The organism is Neobacillus vireti, assembly GCF_036962345.1.
In the GTDB taxonomy this organism is placed as follows: domain Bacteria; phylum Bacillota; class Bacilli; order Bacillales; family Cytobacillaceae; genus Neobacillus; species Neobacillus vireti_A.
Genome location: NZ_JBALNB010000005.1, coordinates 268,065 through 286,703, shown reverse-complemented (window position 1 = coordinate 286,703; position 18,639 = coordinate 268,065). Strand labels below are relative to the sequence as shown.

The window sequence follows — 18,639 nt, the reverse complement described above, 5'->3', positions numbered from 1 at the left end:
AGAATATGAAACTACAGGAATTACTTCAACCATTGCACCTGCTCGTTCCTTATCAAGGGGCGAATCCTGAAATTACTTCGATTGAAAACGACAATCGTAAGGTGCAAGTGGGAAGCTTATTTATTTGTATAAAAGGATATACGGTTGATGGCCATGATTTTGCTGATTCAGCAGTGAAAAATGGTGCCGCGGCAGTTCTTGCAGAAAAGCCACTCGCTCTTTCTGTGCCAGTCATTATCGTTAAAGATACAACTAGAGCTATGGCAGTACTTGCGAATACTTTTTATAATCATCCCACTAAAAAACTGCAATTAATTGGTATAACCGGTACGAATGGAAAGACAACCACCAGTCATCTTATTGAAAAAATATTATCTGATGCAAACAGAACTACAGGGTTAATTGGAACCATGTATACAAAAATCGGCAATTTGAAGATTGAAACGAAAAATACAACTCCAGAGAGCCTGGTCCTACAAAAAAGATTCCACCAAATGCTTGAAAATGGTGTTGATACAGCTATCATGGAGGTTTCATCGCATGCTCTGCATTTGGGGAGAGTGCATGGTTGTGACTACGATATAGCCGTTTTTACCAACCTTACCCAAGATCATTTAGACTATCATAAAACCATGGAGGACTATAGGCATGCAAAAAGCTTATTGTTTTCTCAGTTAGGAAATACATTTGACGCTGATAAACCTAAGTTTGCCGTCTTAAATGCTGATGATGCGGCTTCTGAACTTTATCAGAAATCGACAGCAGCTCATGTTGTTACCTATGGAATTGACAATGAAGCAGATTTCCAGGCTAGAAATATTCAAATAACTTCAGCCGGGACGACTTTTGAAATAGCAATGAAAGATAAGAGATATTTCATTAATATGCAGTTAATCGGAAAGTTTAGTATTTATAATGTGTTGGCCAGCGTCGCAGCTGCATTTATTTCAAACATACCAATGGAAGCAATAATTCAATCTATTGAGAGTGTTAAAGGAGTAGATGGAAGATTTGAATTGGTAAATGCTGGTCAAGATTTTACGGTAATTGTTGATTACGCCCACACACCAGATAGCTTGGAAAATGTATTGAAAACTATACAGAGTTTTGCTACTAAAAGGATTTTTGTCATTGTAGGCTGCGGTGGAGACAGAGATAAAACCAAACGTCCTTTAATGGCGGCAATTTCTTGCCAGTATGCTTCGGATCCAATATTTACCTCGGATAATCCTAGAAGTGAAGATCCATTAGCAATTCTAAAAGAAATGAAAGACGGCGTAGCAGGAAAAAGCTATATTACCATTCCTGATCGAAAAGAAGCTATTGTAACTGCTATAAACCAAGCAGCTGCCGGAGATGTGATCTTAATTGCAGGTAAAGGTCACGAAACGTACCAGATTATTGGCGATAATGTTTATGATTTTGATGACCGGGTGGTTGCTCGGGAAGCTATCGAGGGGAGATAGAAATGTATTTAATGTTTAATGATTTAGTAGCATTACTCTCTGATTTTAAGGGGGTAAGAGAGGCGGATCATTTTTATATGACGGTTACTGACAGTGCGGCTGAAGATCAGCCGCGAGGTTTGTTTATACCGTTAAGTGATGATTCAGGTGAACTATTAGACGCAATCACCAACGGAGCTGTTGCAGCTATTTGGGATAAAGAAAAACCTGTACCTAGGTATACACCTAATCATTTTCCGATCTTTTTTACGGAAACCCCTCTAAATGCAGCAGGTGAGTTACTGCGATTTTACTTTAAAAAAATTGATGGAGATAAAGTTAAGGACATGAATGTGACCAAATTCGTATTTTTAAATAAAAAACTTCTCAAAGAAAATAAAGAAACATATGATATAGCTGTAATGTTGGAAAATCTGTCAATGAAAAATACGAATAACAATGATGAGAGGAGGGGATAAAATGCTGGAGCAAGTTATTTTTTTCACAATTTTAATGGGATTTCTTATCACGGTTCTTCTTTCTCCATTTTTTATTCCCTTCTTGCGAAGGTTGAAATTTGGACAAAGCATTCGGGAGGAAGGTCCCAAATCCCATCAAGTAAAAACGGGTACACCAACGATGGGCGGAATCATGATTTTATTTTCAATTATTATTACCACTCTAGTGATGACAGGTAAGTTTTCGGAACCGACTGTTAAAACATATTTACTTATTCTTGTCACTTTTGGGTTTGGATTACTTGGTTTTTTAGATGATTTCATCAAGGTTGCGTTAAAACGTAATTTAGGTTTAACATCTAGACAAAAGTTATTAGGGCAGATTATTATTTCGGTTATTTTTTATCTTGTTTATAAACAAAACGGGTATCCAACGGATATTTCAGTCCCAGGTACTGGTTACTCTTTAGAATTAGGCTGGTTTTTTGTCTTTTTTATTGTATTTTGGCTGGTTGGATTTTCTAATGCAGTCAATTTAACAGATGGTCTGGATGGTTTAGTTTCTGGGACAGCGGCTATTGCATTTGGTGCATATGCAGTCTTAGCTTGGAACCAATCGCAGATGGAAGTTGCTATTTTTTCTGTTGCTGTAGCAGGAGCTGTTTTAGGCTTCCTCGTTTTCAATGCCCATCCTGCAAAAGTTTTTATGGGTGATACCGGCTCACTAGCTCTTGGTGGAGCGATTGCAACCATTGCCATCCTAACAAAGTTAGAGTTATTGTTAGTGATTATTGGTGGAGTCTTTGTTATAGAAACACTGTCGGTGATATTACAGGTCATTTCGTTTAAAACAACAGGAAAAAGAATATTTCGAATGAGTCCACTCCATCACCATTATGAATTACTTGGCTGGTCAGAATGGAAAGTTGTCGTAACGTTTTGGAGCGTTGGTTTACTATTAGCGATACTAGGTATCTATATTGAGGTGTGGTTATAATTGAAGCAGATTGAAACGTATCTTCATAAAAAAATTCTAGTCCTAGGATTGGCAAAAAGCGGGGTAACAGCAGCAGCACTATTACATAAGCTTGGTGCATTTGTAACGGTAAATGATAAAAAATCATTATCTGAAAATCCTGAAGCTCAAGGGTTATTGGAACAAGGGATAAAGGTCATTTGTGGCGAACATCCTGTTGAACTTCTCGATGAAGGTTTCGAACTTATCGTTAAAAATCCAGGAATTCCTTATCAAAATCCAATTGTTGAAGGTGCTCTTAAGAAAGGAATACCAGTATTAACAGAGGTGGAGCTTGCCTATCAAATTTCGGAAGCACCTTTTATAGGAATAACAGGGACAAACGGCAAAACAACCACGACAACACTTGTATTTGAAATGCTGCGTGAAGGTAAGCAAAATCCTTTAATTGCTGGGAATATTGGGACTGTAGCCTCAGGTGTAGCCCAAGAGGCGACTAAAGATAATCATATTGTTATTGAATTATCTTCATTTCAATTAATGGGGATTGACACCTTTAAACCTAAAATAGCAGTAATTACAAATCTTTATGATGCCCATTTAGATTATCACGGAACCCGGAATGAGTATTTTAATGCAAAAGCCAATATTACCAAAAATCAGACGGAAGCAGATTACTTTATTTATAATGCTGATCAGCAGGATGTGCTGGAAATTGCAATGCAATCCCAAGCTGCACTTATTCCATTTTCAACCAAACAAGTACTTCGTGATGGTGCTTATATTAACGAAGACTGGATCTGTTTTAATGGTGAAAAAGTAATGTCAGTGGACGAAATCGCCCTGCCTGGGGTCCATAATTTAGAAAATATCTTATCTGCAATGGCTGCCGCAAAGTTAAGCGGAGTTAGGAATGAAGCGATTCAGACTGTTCTTAGAACGTTTACGGGTGTAAAACATCGGCTCCAATATGTTTCAGACGTAGTTGATAGAAAATTTTATAATGATTCAAAGGCAACAAATATTCTAGCGACGGTTAATGCATTACAGGCCTTTAAGGCTCCAATCATTCTGCTGGCTGGAGGACTTGATCGTGGAAATGAATTTGATGAACTACTGCCATATTTGAAAAATGTAAAAGCATTAATAACCTTTGGCCAAACCTCGCCTAAAATTCAACGTGTAGGAAGAGAGGCAGGAATAAAACAAATAACCTCTGTCGATAATGTTGAAAAGGCCGTGCCTGTTGCTTTTCAATATTCGGAGCCAGGCGACGTGATTTTGTTATCTCCTGCTTGTGCAAGTTGGGATCAATATAAAACTTTTGAAGTCAGGGGAGACATTTTTATCGAAGCGGTGCATAAGCTTAAGTAAGGGCTTGTACAACTAGGGTTAAACCTAATTTACGCAGCATAGGCCCTAAAACTTGCTACTCGAGGTGTTAGGTGTGCCGACAAAGAGAACAACTCCTGATTTCATATTATTACTAGTTACATTTACACTATTGGCAGTAGGGCTTATCATGGTTTATAGTGCCAGTGCGATTTGGGCAGAATATAAATTTGATGACTCCTTCTTCTTTGCTAAGAGACAAACCCTTTTTGCTGGTGTTGGGATAGCAGCAATGTTTTTTATTATGAACATTAATTATTGGACATGGAGAGAGTGGTCTAAGGTTATATTAATTGTTTGTTTTGTTTTACTCATACTTGTACTTATCCCTGGGGTGGGAAATGTCCGAAATGGCTCACGAAGCTGGATTGGAGTAGGTGCTTTTTCCATCCAGCCATCAGAGTTCATGAAGCTTGCGATGATTGCCTTTTTAGCTAAGTTTCTATCTGAGAGACAGAAACTCATAACCTCCTTTAGGCAAGGGCTGGTTCCTTCATTAGGTCTAGTGTTTATCGCATTTGCTTTAATTATGCTCCAACCGGATTTAGGTACAGGGACTGTTATGATTGGGACCTGTGTAGTTATGATTTTTATTGCGGGTGCAAGAGTCGGCCATTTTGCTTTACTAGGGTTAATTGGTTTAGCTGGATTTGTGGGCTTAGTCGCTTCAGCTCCGTATAGGATAAAAAGAATAACCTCATTTTTAGATCCTTGGCAGGACCCGTTAGGAAGTGGATTTCAAATCATCCAATCACTATATGCGATTGGACCAGGCGGATTATTCGGTCTTGGACTCGGTGAAAGCAGGCAGAAGTTCTTTTATTTGCCTGAACCACAAACAGATTTTATCTTTGCTATTTTGTCTGAAGAACTTGGGTTTATTGGCGGCTCCTTTATCATACTCTTATTTGCACTATTATTATGGAGGGGGATCCGCATCGCCTTAGGGGCACCGGACTTATATGGAAGTTTCCTGGCAGTTGGCATAATTTCTATGGTTGCCATTCAAGTAATGATAAACATTGGTGTCGTAACCGGATTAATGCCTGTTACCGGAATTACATTGCCGTTCCTAAGTTATGGAGGATCTTCTCTTACCTTAATGCTAATGGCAATAGGTGTTCTTTTGAATATTAGCCGTTATTCGAGATACTAAATTACCCTGTTTTGAGGCAGGGTTCTTTTTATTTTTTACCATTTGAAGTTTACAATTAGATAACATTCTTTTATCATTCATTACCTTCTGTTAATTTTATAGTAAGATAGGATAAGAAATGAACTTTTAGTTTTTATTTGGGGTGGAATTATGAAAATAGTAGTAAGCGGCGGGGGGACTGGCGGACATATTTATCCAGCTCTTGCACTAATAAGAGAAATTCAAAAAGAAAATAAAAACGCAGAATTTCTATACATAGGGACAAAGAACGGCTTGGAAAGCAGTATTGTACCAAGGGAGAAGATTCCATTCAAATCAATCCATATTACCGGTTTTAAGAGAAAGTTATCCTTGGATAATATTAAAACGGTTTTAAGATTTTTTAAAGGTGTTAAGGACAGTAAAAAGATGTTAAAAGAATTTAAGCCTGATATTGTGATCGGTACAGGCGGGTATGTGTGCGGGCCTGTTGTCTATGCAGCTTCGAAATTAAATATCCCAACGATTGTTCACGAGCAGAATAGTGTGCCTGGGTTAACAAACAAATTCTTAAGCAGATATGTAAACAAGGTAGCTATTTGTTTCGAGGAGGCTCGAGAACATTTTCCAAATGGGAAAGTGGAGTTTACCGGGAATCCAAGGGCTTCTGAAGTCATCGGGAAAGATGGGATTAGAGGAAGACTTTCCGCAGGTTTAAGTACGACGATGCCAGCGGTACTAATTTTCGGTGGCAGCCGGGGTGCAAGACCAATAAATGATGCGGTTGTTAAAGGACTTTCCGAATTTGCCGAAAAACCATATCAAGTACTCTATATCACTGGTGATGTCCATTTTAAGGATGTCCAGAATGAAGTGGAACTAATTGGGAATCCGGAAAATGTAGTGATTAAACCGTTTATTCATAACATGCCTGAGATTTTGGCGGGAATTGATTTAGTTGTTTCACGAGCAGGTGCTACAACACTGGCTGAGATTACCTCATTAGGTATTCCGAGTATACTCATTCCAAGTCCATATGTTACAAATAATCATCAAGAAAAAAACGCCAGGTCCCTTAGTGACCATGGTGCAGCAGAATTACTCCTTGAAAAAGACTTAAATAGCAAAAGCCTTATTCAGCATATAGACAAAATTCTGTTAGAAGATGAAAACCTAAATGCTATGAAAATGAAAGCAAAAAAGTTGGGCGTGCCAGACTCTGCAGATAGACTATATAAACTTATGAAACAGCTAGTACGAGGAAAACAAAAGTAGCCCATAAAGGTTTTTAGCATAAACTAAAACTATACGTTTGTTTTGAAAGATAGGGTGATAGGAATGGACGAATTATTAACTGAAATTCAAAAATTAAATATTGGCATAGTAAAAAGTAATGAACGATTATCACATCATACTACCATGAAAATTGGCGGTCCTGCTGACATCTTTATTGAACCATCATCAATAGAAAGTATTCAAAAAGTTATGAGCTTTATTAAGGACCATCAACTTCCTTGGAGGGTGATTGGCAGGGGATCAAATCTTCTTGTCTCTGATAAGGGAATTGAAGGTGTGGTAATTAAATTAGGCGCTGGGCTGAACCATCTATCCATTCATGATTCTACTATTACGGTTGGGGGCGGTCATTCCTTAGTAAGTTTATCTACCTTAATATCAAAAAAAGGTTTATCAGGACTTGAATTTGCGAGTGGAATCCCTGGTTCAGTGGGCGGCGCAGTATATATGAATGCGGGTGCACATGGTTCTGATATTAGTGAAATTTTAACAAAAGCCCACATCTTGTTTGAAGACGGAGAAATTGGGTGGTTGTCCAAGGACGAAATGGAATTCACATACAGAACCTCTGTTCTTCAAAAGAAACGCCCAGGGATTGTTTTGGAAGCAGAATTCAGTTTAGCAAAAGGGGATAGGACTGCGATCGTTTCGCAAATGCAAAAAAATAAGGATTATCGTAAAGAAACACAACCATGGAATTTTCCATGTGCAGGAAGCATCTTCCGAAATCCACTGCCAAATTACGCAGGAAGATTGATCGAAGATGCTGGCTTAAAAGGGCACCAGATTGGCGGTGCGAAAATTTCGGAAATGCATGGGAATTTTATTGTCAATGCCGGAAATGCAAAAGCTCAGGATGTTCTTGATTTAATTCAGTATATAAAAGATACAATTCAAAATTTATATGGGATTAAGATGGAAACAGAGGTAGAAATTGTTGGACGGCAATAAATAATTTGTCGTACGAATTACAAATTTTGTGTTATAATTACACATTATAAATATCGGAAAAAACTGAGAAAATGAATGACGGCATGACTTTTCGTGCCGTTGTTTTGGCTTTTTTGGCAGTAAAGGCAAAAAGGTAATTCACGGTTTTCTTTTAGGACATGCTAAGCGTTATTCTTAATGGAGGGAAGTGTATGGATAAAGGTAAGATTGTTGCACTTGAGGATCGGATTCCGAAACTAAAAGAGCAAAGAAGGCGCAAAGCCAACAAAAGGCTTATTTTTCTCCTGTTTTTGTTCTTTACCATGATTGCCGTTGTCGCTTATGTACAGTCACCATTAAGTCATGTAAAAAAGGTAACCGTTAAAGGGAATGAATTGCTTTCAACAAATGAAGTAATTGAAACCGCAAAAATCTCCAAAGAAACGAACATTTGGAGTGTTAGGAAAAACATCATTGCTGTAGACCTTGAACAGAAGAATGTCATAAAAAATGCGAATGTAAAAATTAAATGGCCTAATTCGGTCATCATTGAAATTGAAGAACGTAATAAAATTGCTTATATTAAATCAGATAAATCCTATTATCCAGTAATGGAAAACGGAAAAGTTCTAATGGATAGAGAAGTTACTGAATTACCAGTAAATGCACCCATTCTTTTTAAATTTAAAGAAGGTACAATTCTTAAAGAAATGGTCTCTTCATTAGAAGAACTTCCGGATGAGGTTCGAAATGCTATATCAGAAATACACCATACACCTAAAAAGGCGGATGAATATCATATTTCATTATTTATGAACGATGGCTTTGAGGTTAGTGCAACATTACGAAGCTTTTCGGAAAAAATGATACATTATCCTTCGATCATAAGCCAATTAGATCCGAGCATTAAGGGGATTATTGATTTAGAGGTAGGTTCATATTTTAAGGCCTATGAATTGGAAGCGGAGGAAACTGAAATTGAGAATGATAAAGGTGAAGGGTAAGCATGTTATTTTATCCCTAGTCTGCCTTGTTCTTGGGTTTATCATTGCTTTTTCCTATCATTTTACTCAGAAAGAAATTAATCAAAATAAAACAAATCTGACAAGTAAACAATGGGAAAAAACCTTAGATCTTAGAAATCAACTGATCGAAGCAGAGGAATTAAACCGAAAGCTGCAGAAGGAATTAAATGAAAAACAAGATAAGGTATTTGAAAATGAAAAGGACCTTTCAAAAGTAGCCGAGGCATATTCCACTCTTGCTGAAGACGCTGAAAAATATCGGATGTTTCTTGGAAAAGTCAAGGTAAAGGGGCAAGGTGTAAAGGTTCAGCTTTCAGATGGTGCTTACGACCCAAAAGAAAAAAACATTAATAACTATCTTGTTCATGAGTTCCATGTTTTTAAAGTAATTAATGAGTTATATATTTCGGGTGCGGCTGCGGTCGCTATTAATGGTCAAAGATTAACCAGCCAGTCATATATAATATGTAATGGACCTGTTATCACTGTCGATGGCATTCAACATCCGGCGCCATTTGTCATCACAGCGATTGGAGACCCTGACGTATTAACTTCTGCACTTAACCTAACTGGTGGTGTGAAAGATCAGCTTGTTAACGATAATATTGTCTTTTCGTTGGAAAAAATGAACGAAATCATTCTAAATCCAATTTTAGCTAAATCATAAGGTAATCAAAATGTCCACGTAATGATAATAGATAAGGTAGGGTGAAAAAAGTGGACAAGCATAAAAAAAATATTAGCTTTATTGTTATCTCAGCCGTGATAGGTTTTATGATTGCTATTCAATTTCAAACTGTAAAAGAACCCGTTGAACGTGATACTCGTGATTTGTGGCAGCTTCGTGAAGCTTTACTTCATGAAAAAGAATTACAATCTGAGTTATTGAGTGAAATCCGTTCGATTGAAGAAAAGTTACAAGCATATGAGTCAAAACAAAAGCAAAGTAAAGAACAAGCATTACGTGACACTATTCAAGAATTGAAGATTGAGGCGGGACTGACAGAAATACAAGGACCTGGCTTAACCTTAAGAATTACACCAATACTTGAGGAAATCCAAATTGGGGAACCTATATTTAGTGGAGTGTCACCCGAGCTCCTGAAGAGATTATTGAACGAGTTGAACATGTATGACGCCAAATATGTATCTGTCGATGAGCAGCGTATCATCAATACAACTGTCATAAGAGATATTAATAATGAAACAAAAATTGACGGTCACGCATTAACCAGTTTACCGATTGATGTAAAGGTCGTCGTAGATAATTTAGAAACAGCTGAAAAACTATATAATCAGATAAAAGCCTCCAAGGCAACTGAGGAATTTTTCATCGAAAACCTAAAGCTTATTATTTCAGAACCAAAATCTGAAATAACAATTCCAGCTTTTGACCATTCTATCCAGATTCGGTATTTAGAGTCATTAAAAGCGAATGAAGGAGGGAATGCATAATGTGGCTCCCTTTTTTAGGGTTGATAGTGGGAATATTTCTTGGTCTTTTAACAGATATAAGAATTCCTGACGAATATTCTAATTATCTATCAATTGCAGTTTTGGCTGCGCTAGATACTTTATTTGGTGGAATAAGGGCTCATCTGCAAAATATTTATGATGAAAAAGTATTCGTATCTGGTTTCTTTTTTAATATTTTACTAGCTGCAAGTTTAGCTTTTCTAGGTGTTCATCTTGGTGTAGACTTGTATCTAGCAGCTGTTTTTGCATTTGGTGTTCGTTTATTTCAAAATATTGCAGTAATTAGACGGATATTATTGACAAAATGGTCAACAAACAAAGAAAAATTAGAAAAAAATTGATTTTTTTAAAGGGAATTATTTAGTTGTGACGAATAATTTTATAAGATATAGGTATGTTTTCTATTTATTATATATCTTGTGAAGAATAATTGTTGTTCGACTGAAGGAATGCTAAGGAGGTGCCAAAGAATGAACAGCAATGAAATATATGTAAGTCTTGACATCGGTACATCCAGTGTAAAGGTAATCATTGGTGAAATTGTCAACGACTCAATTAATATTATTGGTGTTGGAAACGTTAAATCGGAAGGTTTACGAAAAGGTTCTATCATTGATATCAATGATACGGTTCATTCTATTAAACGTGCAATTGAAGAAGCTGAAAGAATGATTGGTATGGAAATACGACAAGTGATTGTTGGAATATCTGGCAATCAGGTTGCTTTGGAACCTTGTCGTGGAATAGTAGGAGTTTCCAGTCAAAATCGTGAAATTACGAATGAAGATGTTAGACGTGTTATAGACGAGGCACAGGTTGTTTCAATTCCTCAAGATAGAGAAATTATCGGGGTTATCCGTAAACAGTTTATCCTAGATGGAAAAGATGAAATAAATAACCCATGTGGAATGATAGGTGTACGATTGGAAGTAGAAGGGACACTTATTACTGGTTCTAATGCGATTATTACGAATACATTGCGATGTGTAGAACGTGCCGGTTTGGAAATAACAGATATTATTCTGCAGCCACTTGCAGCTGGGGAGTACGCCCTATCAAAAGATGAAAAGAATTTGGGTGTTGCTTTAGTTGACTTAGGCGGTGGATCAACAACCATTGCTTATTTTGAACAAGGATTCTTGGCAGCAACGAGTGTAATACCAGTAGGCGGCGATTTAATCACGAATGACCTTTCCAAAGTGTTACACACTTCCACCGAAGATGCTGAAAAAATTAAAGTAAAATACGGACATGCTTTTTATGATGATGCTTCAGAAGATGAGTTCTTTAGTGTTCCGATTATCGGAAGTGATCAGCATCAACAATTTAATCAGCTATATGTATCCGAAATAATAGAAGCCCGTATGGAAGAAATCTTTGAATTAATTGCTCATGAATTAAAACGATTAGGTATCGATGACTTACCTGGAGGATTTGTCTTTACAGGTGGTACCGCCAATATGCAAGGTGTATTAGAGCTAGCTCAATCGATTTTCCAAAGCCCAGTTCGCAAAGCCGTTCCTAATTATATTGGAGTAAGAGAGCCTCAGTATACAACTGCGGTTGGTTTAATTAAGTATGCCTACAAGAATGCTAGATTACCAGGTGGGACCTTTGTCGCTTCAGCACCTGTAGCTGAACCAATCGAGAAGAAAGTTCAAAAACAACAACAACAACCAAAAGCAAAAGTAGAAAAACATCCGGAAGATAAGATGTCATCAAAAGTAAAAAAATTCCTTGGTCTCTTTTTCGAATAGAAAAATACGAAAAAGAATATCGACGAATTAGGAGGATTTGTCATGTTAGAGTTTGATACAAATTTAGATTCTCTTGCAACAATAAAGGTTATAGGGGTTGGCGGCGGAGGAAACAACGCAGTAAATCGAATGATCGAACATGGAGTTCAAGGTGTTGAATTTATAGCGGTTAATACCGATGCACAAGCATTGAACCTTTCAAAAGCAGAAGTAAAAATGCAAATTGGGTCAAAATTAACTAGGGGTCTCGGAGCCGGAGCTAACCCCGAGGTTGGTAAGAAAGCGGCAGAAGAAAGTAAAGAGCAATTAGAGGATGCATTACGCGGCGCCGACATGGTCTTCGTAACGGCTGGTATGGGTGGTGGAACAGGTACGGGTGCTGCTCCAGTCATTGCTCAAATTGCAAGGGATCTAGGTGCGTTAACAGTTGGAGTAGTAACTCGTCCGTTTACATTCGAAGGGAAAAAACGTTCAAACCAAGCTGCTGGCGGTATTGATGCTATGAAAGAAGCAGTGGACACTCTAATTGTTATTCCGAACGATAGACTTCTTGAAATTGTAGATAAAAGTACACCAATGCTTGAAGCATTCCGTGAAGCTGACAATGTGCTTCGTCAAGGGGTTCAGGGTATTTCTGACTTAATTGCTGTTCCTGGTTTAATTAACTTAGACTTTGCAGATGTCAAGACGATTATGTCTAACAAAGGTTCTGCTTTAATGGGAATTGGTATGGCAACGGGTGAAAATCGTGCTACTGAGGCTGCTAAGAAGGCCATTAGTTCTCCTTTGTTAGAAACATCGATTGATGGTGCGCAGGGCGTTCTAATGAATATCACAGGCGGTAGTAACTTGAGTTTATATGAAGTTCAGGAAGCAGCTGATATTGTCGCAACAGCGTCTGATGCAGAAGTAAATATGATTTTTGGTTCCGTTATTAATGAAAATCATAAAGATGAAATTATTGTAACTGTTATTGCAACAGGCTTTAATGAAGAAGTATTGCAGCCTAAATCAACACGCCCGGCATTTGGACAAGCAAAACCACAGATGAGTACGATGGGTACAGTTAAGAGAGAGCCAAAACGCGAAGAAGTTCCACAAGAACCTGTTCGCAGCAACAATGTAACACAAGAGGAAGCATTAGATATTCCAACTTTCTTACGTAACAGAAACCGTAGAAGATAATTTAGAAAGGCATGGTCCCAAAGGACTATGCCTTTTTTGTTGTAATTTTATTAGACAAAATACGTTGTTTATAGTGAAAATTTCTGCTTTTTTGATTACAGAAAGTGACACACTTCAAACCTTCAAGTAGGTTATACTTTTCCGTAAACAGAATAATAGAAATAGAAAAGTATGGAAATGCACCCTAATGTAAAATCCATTAAGCTACTAAGTAACTGGAGACATTAAAAGGGGGAAGTTGCTTGTCAATATATTTAGATGTTATTTGGGCCCTGAATCTGCTATTTGATAGCCTTCTCCTGTATCTAACAGCTATTTTTCTAAAAAGACGTATTCGGATATGGAGGTTAATAGCGGGCGGTTTTATTGGTTCATTAATCATATTATTTTCATTTACACCTTTACATACCTATTCCAATCATCCGATTTCAAAGCTGCTTTTTTCGGTTGTAATGGTATTAGTCGTATTTGGTTATAAACGCTTCTCTTTTTTCATTAAGGCATTAATGACTCTTTATGTCACAACATTTCTTATAGGAGGAGCACTCATAGGAGCCCATTTTTTTGTTCAGTTTGATGCTGAAATGTCAACAAAAGTAATGATCGCAAATGTAACTGGGTTTGGAGATCCAATCAGCTGGCTTTTTGTTTTATTAGGCTTTCCAATTGCTTGGCACTTCTCAAAAAGGAATATTGAAAGTATGGAAATGACCAAAATTCAATTTGATCAACTTGTTGATGTTACGCTGATAATAAATGGTGAATCATTAACGGTTAAGGGGCTTGTTGATAGTGGTAATCAGCTTTATGATCCATTAACCAAACTTCCTGTTATGTTTGTCTCCATAAAAAATATGATGGAGGGAATGAGCGAACCAATTCAAAAAATCGCAATGGATCCAGATGCTTTGATTTTTGGAACTGTAGAGTTACCCGTTGAGTGGCAAAATAGGCTGAGGATTGTACCTTGTCGGGTGGTCGGACAAGAGAACCAGCTTATTGTGGCTGTAAAGCCTGAATCAATTCTGTTTGAAACAAAGGGAGAAAGATATTTATGCGAAAAGGGTCTTGTATCGTTTACTATGCAGCAATTATCTTCAGATGATGCCTTTCAATGCATTGTTCATCCCAAAATGCTCACCGGACCGAAACAACACGACGATTCGGTGAAAGTAAGCTAATTATACTATACTCAGAAAATCATATTTTAGAAGGAGGAACTTGCATGAAAAAATGGAGACTTCGCTTATCCTACTACTGGTATAAGATCTTAATCAAACTAGGAATTAAAAGTGATGAAGTATATTATATTGGCGGCAGCGAAGCTTTACCGCCTCCTTTAAGTAAGGATGAAGAAGAACTTTTGTTAAATAAGCTTCCTGGCGGTGATAAAGCAGCTAGATCGATATTAATTGAACGTAATCTGAGACTTGTTGTCTATATCGCAAGAAAATTCGAAAATACCGGGATTAATATTGAAGACCTAATTAGTATTGGTACCATTGGCTTAATTAAAGCGGTCAATACGTTTAATCCTGAGAAAAAAATTAAGCTGGCTACATACGCATCTAGGTGTATTGAAAATGAAATCCTTATGTATTTACGAAGAAACAACAAAATACGCTCAGAAGTCTCATTTGATGAACCATTAAATATTGATTGGGATGGAAATGAATTATTATTGTCGGATGTATTAGGGACAGATGATGATATTATTACGAAGGATTTAGAAGCAAATGTTGATAGAAAGTTATTGTCCAAGGCGTTGCACCAATTAACGGATAGGGAAAAGCAAATCATGGAGCTCCGCTTTGGTTTGACAAATGGGGAAGAAAAAACACAGAAAGATGTGGCCGATATGCTGGGCATATCACAATCTTACATTTCCCGTCTAGAAAAAAGAATAATTAAAAGATTACGAAAAGAATTTAATAAAATGGTGTAATGTTTTTAGGCTCTTTTCTTAAACTTTGTTGCTTTTTAGAACAAAAATTTATGATTTTGATAAATTCCCACAGAAAAGCAGCAAAAATTTATTAAGAAAAGAGCAGCAAACTAAATTCTAAAGCGCAAAATAGATATTTCCACGTTAAAATCGGCTTTAAGATTTTAACAACAATATATGCGAAAAAAGCCTTTTTAAAAAGAAATTTTTATATCTTAAATTCCTTTATGAGTAAAGACATTTAAGCAATTTTTGACAATTTCGTGTCGATTCCTGCAAAAGTACAAGTGCATATTTTTCCTGCTCAAGGAAATACTGTTTTTTGTACAGCAACTCCTATGAGGAGGGAAAAGGGATTGACTCGAAATAAAGTTGAAATTTGTGGCGTAGATACATCAAAACTTCCTGTATTAAAAAATGAAGAGATGAGATTACTCTTCAAGCAAATGCAAGAGGGCGATATTACAGCACGAGAAAAACTCGTCAACGGAAATTTACGACTTGTTCTAAGTGTTATTCAGCGGTTTAACAACCGAGGCGAGTTTGTTGATGATCTGTTTCAGGTTGGCTGTATTGGGCTTATGAAATCGATTGATAACTTTGATTTAAGTCAAAACGTAAAGTTTTCCACTTATGCCGTACCAATGATTATTGGCGAAATACGCAGGTACCTGCGCGATAACAATCCTATCCGCGTTTCAAGGTCCTTAAGAGATATCGCTTATAAGGCACTCCAAGTAAGGGAACGTTTAATGAGTGAAACTTCACGGGAACCAACAGCTGAGGAGATTGCAAAAGTATTAGAAGTCCCACACGAAGAAATAGTATTTGCATTAGATGCAATCCAGGATCCAGTGTCCTTGTTCGAACCCATTTATAATGATGGCGGAGACCCTATCTACGTAGTGGACCAATTAAGCGATGAACGAAGTAAAGATATCCATTGGATTGAAGAAATTGCCTTAAAAGAAGGTATGCGGCGATTAAATGACCGTGAAAAGTTGATTTTAAGAAAACGGTTCTTTCAAGGTAAAACACAAATGGAAGTCGCCGACGAAATTGGAATATCCCAAGCACAAGTATCACGTTTAGAGAAAGCTGCAATCAAACAAATGAATAAGAATATTCAAAGTTAAAGCTGTCCAAGAGGAAACTGCAAATACTTGGGACGGTACACAGGGTGAACGCTACAATAAGTAGCTGTTCACCCTTTTTATTTTGTGCTTGCAATTTCCTCTGCAGGACTGCTTTATTTTTTCGATTTATTACAGATAAAATACCGAAACAAATCATATAGTTTCAATAGGATAAAATAGTGGGAGTGAGAGCTATGGTTAAAATTTCCGAATTTCAGATTAAAGATGTAGTGAATGTGTCTGATGGCAAAAAACTTGGAAATATAGGTGATATTGAAATCAATCTCACTACAGGTAAAATTGAAGCTGTTATTGTTTCCGGTAATGGGAAAGTTTTGGGCTTTTTTGGGCGGGAAGAAGATATCATTATCCCATGGAAAAATATAATAAAAATTGGTCAGGATGTCATTTTGGTAAGATTTAAATCTGTAGAAGAGAAAACAACGGAAGAAATGGAAGTATAGAAACCTTTATATCAACGGTGACCATTTAAAGGATTCATGGTAAACTAGAAAAAAACAAATGAGGTTGAAATATGGAACCCTTTGCATTTGAAAATGAATCCTATTTTTCCATTAAAAACTGGATGGAGCACAACCCCGGTCTGGTTGCAGGTTTTACTACCAAAAAAGGTGGCAGCAGTACAGGGAATTATGAAAATTTAAACCTTGGCTTTCACGTTGGAGATCAAATTAAGGATGTTTGTTCAAATCGGAACAAGCTAGCAAATCTTATTCAATTTCCAGTTCAGCATTGGGTAGGAGCAGAACAAACCCATGAAACCCTAATTAGAAAAATTACCAGGAGTGACCGTGGTAAGGGGGCGGATTCCTATGATCAAGCTTTTATGGGGACAGATGGTTTTTATACAAATGAAGAGGGGATATTGTTAACTCTCTGCTACGCAGATTGTGTCCCTCTTTTTTTTATTTCTCCAGAACACAAGATGATTGGTGCCGCACATGCTGGCTGGAAGGGAACCGTTAATGAAATTGCAGGGGAAATGATTAAGAAATGGGAAAGAGAAGGAATTGCGCCAAACGAAATTTTTGTAGTTATTGGTCCGTCTATTTGTGAAAAATGTTATATTGTTAATGATTATGTAATTAACTTTGTAGAAAATACACTAGTAGATGTCGAAAAAAAACCATATAATTTAATTAGTGTTGGTCAATATACATTAGACTTGAAAGAAACGAACAAATTAATTCTTCTTAAAACAGGGGTCCCAGAGAAAAATATACAAATTTCAAAACTTTGCTCTAGTTGTGATAAAACTGAATTTTTTTCACACCGCCGGGACCAAGGACAAACAGGAAGGATGTTAAGTTATATTGGTTGGAAGGAGAGCTCCGAATGAAGGTAGCAGAAAATCTCATACATATTAATCAGCAAATAAGCCATGCCTGCCAAAAGGTAAATCGGGCTCCAGATGAAGTGAAACTGATTGCAGTGACGAAATATGTCAGTACCGAAAGAGCCAAAGAGGCCATGGAGGCTGGTATAGTAAATTTAGGTGAAAATCGTGATGAAGGGCTTTTAGCAAAGTGGGACGTTTTAGGGGACAAGCCTAAATGGCATTTTATTGGAACACTGCAGACACGTAAAGTTAAAAACATCATTGATAAGGTAGAGTATATTCACTCTTTAGATCGAATTTCACTTGCCGAGGAGATTAATAAACGTGCAGGGAAAAAAATAAAATGTCTTGTCCAAGTGAATGTCTCACAGGAAGAATCCAAGCATGGATTAGCAGCTGAAGAAGTTCTGGACTTTATCAAAAGTCTTCGTCCTTATGAGAATATCATGATTGAAGGATTAATGACGATGGCTCCTTTCACGGATGATGAAACCCAACTAAGAAATTGTTTTCGCAGGTTAAATGAACTTCGCCATCACATCCAGAATTGTAATTTGGATTATGCCCCTTGTACCGAGCTTTCTATGGGAATGTCTAATGACTTTGGGATTGCAATTGAAGAAGGTGCCACGATGATTAGAATTGGAACTGCACTTGTTGGTGAGGCTGGTGAGGAGGAAAAGAAATGACGATTAAATCTAAATTAAAAACATTTTTCTTTTTAGATGATGACTTTGATGATAATAATCAAGATGACTTTGAAAAGGTTGAACCAATTAAGCCTCAGAAGCAGCCTTCGAAGCCTCAGAATGTTGTAAGTTTACAAAGTATACAAAAATCATCAAAAGTAATTTTGGTAGAGCCTAGAGTTTATGCCGAAGCGCAGGATATTACTGATCATTTAAAAAACCGACGTGCTGTTGTAGTTAATCTTCAACGTATTGCACACGAAGAAGGCAGACAAATTGTCGATTTTTTAAGTGGAGCGGTTTATGCATTAGGTGGAGACATCCAAAAGATAGGCTCAAGCATATTTTTATGTACACCTGATAATGTTGAGATTTCAGGTAATATTTCCGAATTAGTCAAGGAACAAGAATTTCAAGATACGAGGTGGTAACTA

Annotated in this window: 20 protein-coding genes; all 20 read left to right on the top strand. The window is 37.1% G+C overall.

Annotated features, from left to right (window positions below; all coding sequences use genetic code 11):
- Positions 1 to 5: 5 nt before the first annotated feature.
- The 20 genes from V7108_RS05220 (at position 6) to V7108_RS05125 (ending at position 18,636) form a co-directional block, all read left to right on the top strand.
- Complete coding sequence (locus V7108_RS05220) at positions 6 to 1,466, top strand: UDP-N-acetylmuramoyl-L-alanyl-D-glutamate--2,6-diaminopimelate ligase (protein ID WP_335567496.1); 1,461 nt, start codon at positions 6 to 8, stop codon at positions 1,464 to 1,466.
- A 2-nt stretch (positions 1,467 to 1,468) separates the two neighbouring features.
- Positions 1,469 to 1,924: a hypothetical protein gene (locus V7108_RS05215; RefSeq protein WP_335567495.1), complete on the top strand. Its 456-nt coding sequence runs from the start codon at positions 1,469 to 1,471 to the stop codon at positions 1,922 to 1,924.
- Position 1,925: 1 nt separating this feature from the next.
- Positions 1,926 to 2,900 carry a phospho-N-acetylmuramoyl-pentapeptide-transferase gene (gene mraY, locus V7108_RS05210; RefSeq protein ID WP_335513439.1) on the top strand — a complete coding sequence of 325 codons (975 nt, stop codon included), beginning with the start codon at positions 1,926 to 1,928 and terminating at the stop codon, positions 2,898 to 2,900.
- The gene (gene murD / locus V7108_RS05205; protein WP_335513441.1) at positions 2,901 to 4,253 is read left to right on the top strand and encodes a UDP-N-acetylmuramoyl-L-alanine--D-glutamate ligase; all 1,353 of its coding nucleotides are present in this window, start codon (positions 2,901 to 2,903) and stop codon (positions 4,251 to 4,253) included.
- Between the two features lie 73 nt (positions 4,254 to 4,326).
- A complete protein-coding gene (gene spoVE / locus V7108_RS05200; RefSeq protein ID WP_335567494.1) occupies positions 4,327 to 5,427 on the top strand; it encodes a stage V sporulation protein E in 1,101 nt (366 codons plus the stop codon).
- A gap of 150 nt (positions 5,428 to 5,577) precedes the next feature.
- Positions 5,578 to 6,681, top strand: coding sequence for an undecaprenyldiphospho-muramoylpentapeptide beta-N-acetylglucosaminyltransferase (murG, locus tag V7108_RS05195; RefSeq protein WP_335519204.1), 1,104 nt, complete (start codon positions 5,578 to 5,580; stop codon positions 6,679 to 6,681).
- A gap of 63 nt (positions 6,682 to 6,744) precedes the next feature.
- On the top strand, positions 6,745 to 7,653 hold the full coding sequence (gene murB, locus V7108_RS05190; protein ID WP_335567493.1) for a UDP-N-acetylmuramate dehydrogenase: 909 nt from the start codon (positions 6,745 to 6,747) through the stop codon (positions 7,651 to 7,653).
- 191 nt (positions 7,654 to 7,844) lie between these two features.
- Positions 7,845 to 8,636, top strand: coding sequence for a cell division protein FtsQ/DivIB (locus V7108_RS05185; RefSeq protein WP_335510211.1), 792 nt, complete (start codon positions 7,845 to 7,847; stop codon positions 8,634 to 8,636).
- The gene (locus V7108_RS05180) at positions 8,617 to 9,324 is read left to right on the top strand and encodes a DUF881 domain-containing protein (RefSeq protein WP_335510239.1); all 708 of its coding nucleotides are present in this window, start codon (positions 8,617 to 8,619) and stop codon (positions 9,322 to 9,324) included. Before V7108_RS05185 ends, V7108_RS05180 begins: the two co-directional genes overlap by 20 nt.
- Before the next feature lie 50 nt (positions 9,325 to 9,374).
- Complete coding sequence (locus V7108_RS05175; RefSeq protein ID WP_335510213.1) at positions 9,375 to 10,112, top strand: DUF881 domain-containing protein; 738 nt, start codon at positions 9,375 to 9,377, stop codon at positions 10,110 to 10,112.
- Positions 10,112 to 10,474: a small basic family protein gene (locus tag V7108_RS05170; protein WP_335510215.1), complete on the top strand. Its 363-nt coding sequence runs from the start codon at positions 10,112 to 10,114 to the stop codon at positions 10,472 to 10,474. Before V7108_RS05175 ends, V7108_RS05170 begins: the two co-directional genes overlap by 1 nt.
- A 129-nt stretch (positions 10,475 to 10,603) precedes the next feature.
- Positions 10,604 to 11,890: a cell division protein FtsA gene (ftsA, locus tag V7108_RS05165; protein WP_335510217.1), complete on the top strand. Its 1,287-nt coding sequence runs from the start codon at positions 10,604 to 10,606 to the stop codon at positions 11,888 to 11,890.
- Positions 11,891 to 11,932: 42 nt separating this feature from the next.
- On the top strand, positions 11,933 to 13,075 hold the full coding sequence (ftsZ, locus tag V7108_RS05160; RefSeq protein WP_335510220.1) for a cell division protein FtsZ: 1,143 nt from the start codon (positions 11,933 to 11,935) through the stop codon (positions 13,073 to 13,075).
- A 242-nt stretch (positions 13,076 to 13,317) separates the two neighbouring features.
- A complete protein-coding gene (gene spoIIGA, locus V7108_RS05155) occupies positions 13,318 to 14,256 on the top strand; it encodes a sigma-E processing peptidase SpoIIGA (RefSeq protein ID WP_335510222.1) in 939 nt (312 codons plus the stop codon).
- 44 nt (positions 14,257 to 14,300) lie between these two features.
- Positions 14,301 to 15,020, top strand: coding sequence for an RNA polymerase sporulation sigma factor SigE (sigE, locus tag V7108_RS05150; RefSeq protein ID WP_335510224.1), 720 nt, complete (start codon positions 14,301 to 14,303; stop codon positions 15,018 to 15,020).
- 356 nt (positions 15,021 to 15,376) lie between these two features.
- On the top strand, positions 15,377 to 16,156 hold the full coding sequence (gene sigG, locus V7108_RS05145; protein ID WP_335510226.1) for an RNA polymerase sporulation sigma factor SigG: 780 nt from the start codon (positions 15,377 to 15,379) through the stop codon (positions 16,154 to 16,156).
- 194 nt (positions 16,157 to 16,350) lie between these two features.
- Entirely contained in the window at positions 16,351 to 16,620 is a 270-nt protein-coding gene (locus tag V7108_RS05140) for a YlmC/YmxH family sporulation protein (RefSeq protein ID WP_335510228.1), read from the top strand.
- A gap of 71 nt (positions 16,621 to 16,691) precedes the next feature.
- The gene (pgeF, locus tag V7108_RS05135) at positions 16,692 to 17,516 is read left to right on the top strand and encodes a peptidoglycan editing factor PgeF (RefSeq protein WP_335567492.1); all 825 of its coding nucleotides are present in this window, start codon (positions 16,692 to 16,694) and stop codon (positions 17,514 to 17,516) included.
- Positions 17,513 to 18,205, top strand: coding sequence for a YggS family pyridoxal phosphate-dependent enzyme (locus V7108_RS05130; RefSeq protein WP_335567491.1), 693 nt, complete (start codon positions 17,513 to 17,515; stop codon positions 18,203 to 18,205). The genes pgeF and V7108_RS05130 overlap by 4 nt, the downstream gene beginning before the upstream one ends.
- Positions 18,202 to 18,636: a cell division protein SepF gene (locus V7108_RS05125; protein ID WP_335510233.1), complete on the top strand. Its 435-nt coding sequence runs from the start codon at positions 18,202 to 18,204 to the stop codon at positions 18,634 to 18,636. The genes V7108_RS05130 and V7108_RS05125 overlap by 4 nt, the downstream gene beginning before the upstream one ends.
- Positions 18,637 to 18,639 lie beyond the last annotated feature (3 nt).

Bases quoted from the DNA above. Each gene is read 5' to 3' on its own strand.
- V7108_RS05220 (WP_335567496.1), top strand. From the start codon at position 6: ATGAAACTACAGGAATTACTTCAACCATTGCACCTGCTCGTTCCTTAT.
- V7108_RS05215 (WP_335567495.1), top strand. From the start codon at position 1,469: ATGTATTTAATGTTTAATGATTTAGTAGCATTACTCTCTGATTTTAAG.
- mraY (WP_335513439.1), top strand. From the start codon at position 1,926: ATGCTGGAGCAAGTTATTTTTTTCACAATTTTAATGGGATTTCTTATC.
- murG (WP_335519204.1), top strand. From the start codon at position 5,578: ATGAAAATAGTAGTAAGCGGCGGGGGGACTGGCGGACATATTTATCCA.
- murB (WP_335567493.1), top strand. From the start codon at position 6,745: ATGGACGAATTATTAACTGAAATTCAAAAATTAAATATTGGCATAGTA.
- V7108_RS05185 (WP_335510211.1), top strand. From the start codon at position 7,845: ATGGATAAAGGTAAGATTGTTGCACTTGAGGATCGGATTCCGAAACTA.
- V7108_RS05180 (WP_335510239.1), top strand. From the start codon at position 8,617: ATGATAAAGGTGAAGGGTAAGCATGTTATTTTATCCCTAGTCTGCCTT.
- V7108_RS05170 (WP_335510215.1), top strand. From the start codon at position 10,112: ATGTGGCTCCCTTTTTTAGGGTTGATAGTGGGAATATTTCTTGGTCTT.
- ftsA (WP_335510217.1), top strand. From the start codon at position 10,604: ATGAACAGCAATGAAATATATGTAAGTCTTGACATCGGTACATCCAGT.
- ftsZ (WP_335510220.1), top strand. From the start codon at position 11,933: ATGTTAGAGTTTGATACAAATTTAGATTCTCTTGCAACAATAAAGGTT.
- sigE (WP_335510224.1), top strand. From the start codon at position 14,301: ATGAAAAAATGGAGACTTCGCTTATCCTACTACTGGTATAAGATCTTA.
- V7108_RS05140 (WP_335510228.1), top strand. From the start codon at position 16,351: ATGGTTAAAATTTCCGAATTTCAGATTAAAGATGTAGTGAATGTGTCT.
- pgeF (WP_335567492.1), top strand. From the start codon at position 16,692: ATGGAACCCTTTGCATTTGAAAATGAATCCTATTTTTCCATTAAAAAC.
- V7108_RS05130 (WP_335567491.1), top strand. From the start codon at position 17,513: ATGAAGGTAGCAGAAAATCTCATACATATTAATCAGCAAATAAGCCAT.
- V7108_RS05125 (WP_335510233.1), top strand. From the start codon at position 18,202: ATGACGATTAAATCTAAATTAAAAACATTTTTCTTTTTAGATGATGAC.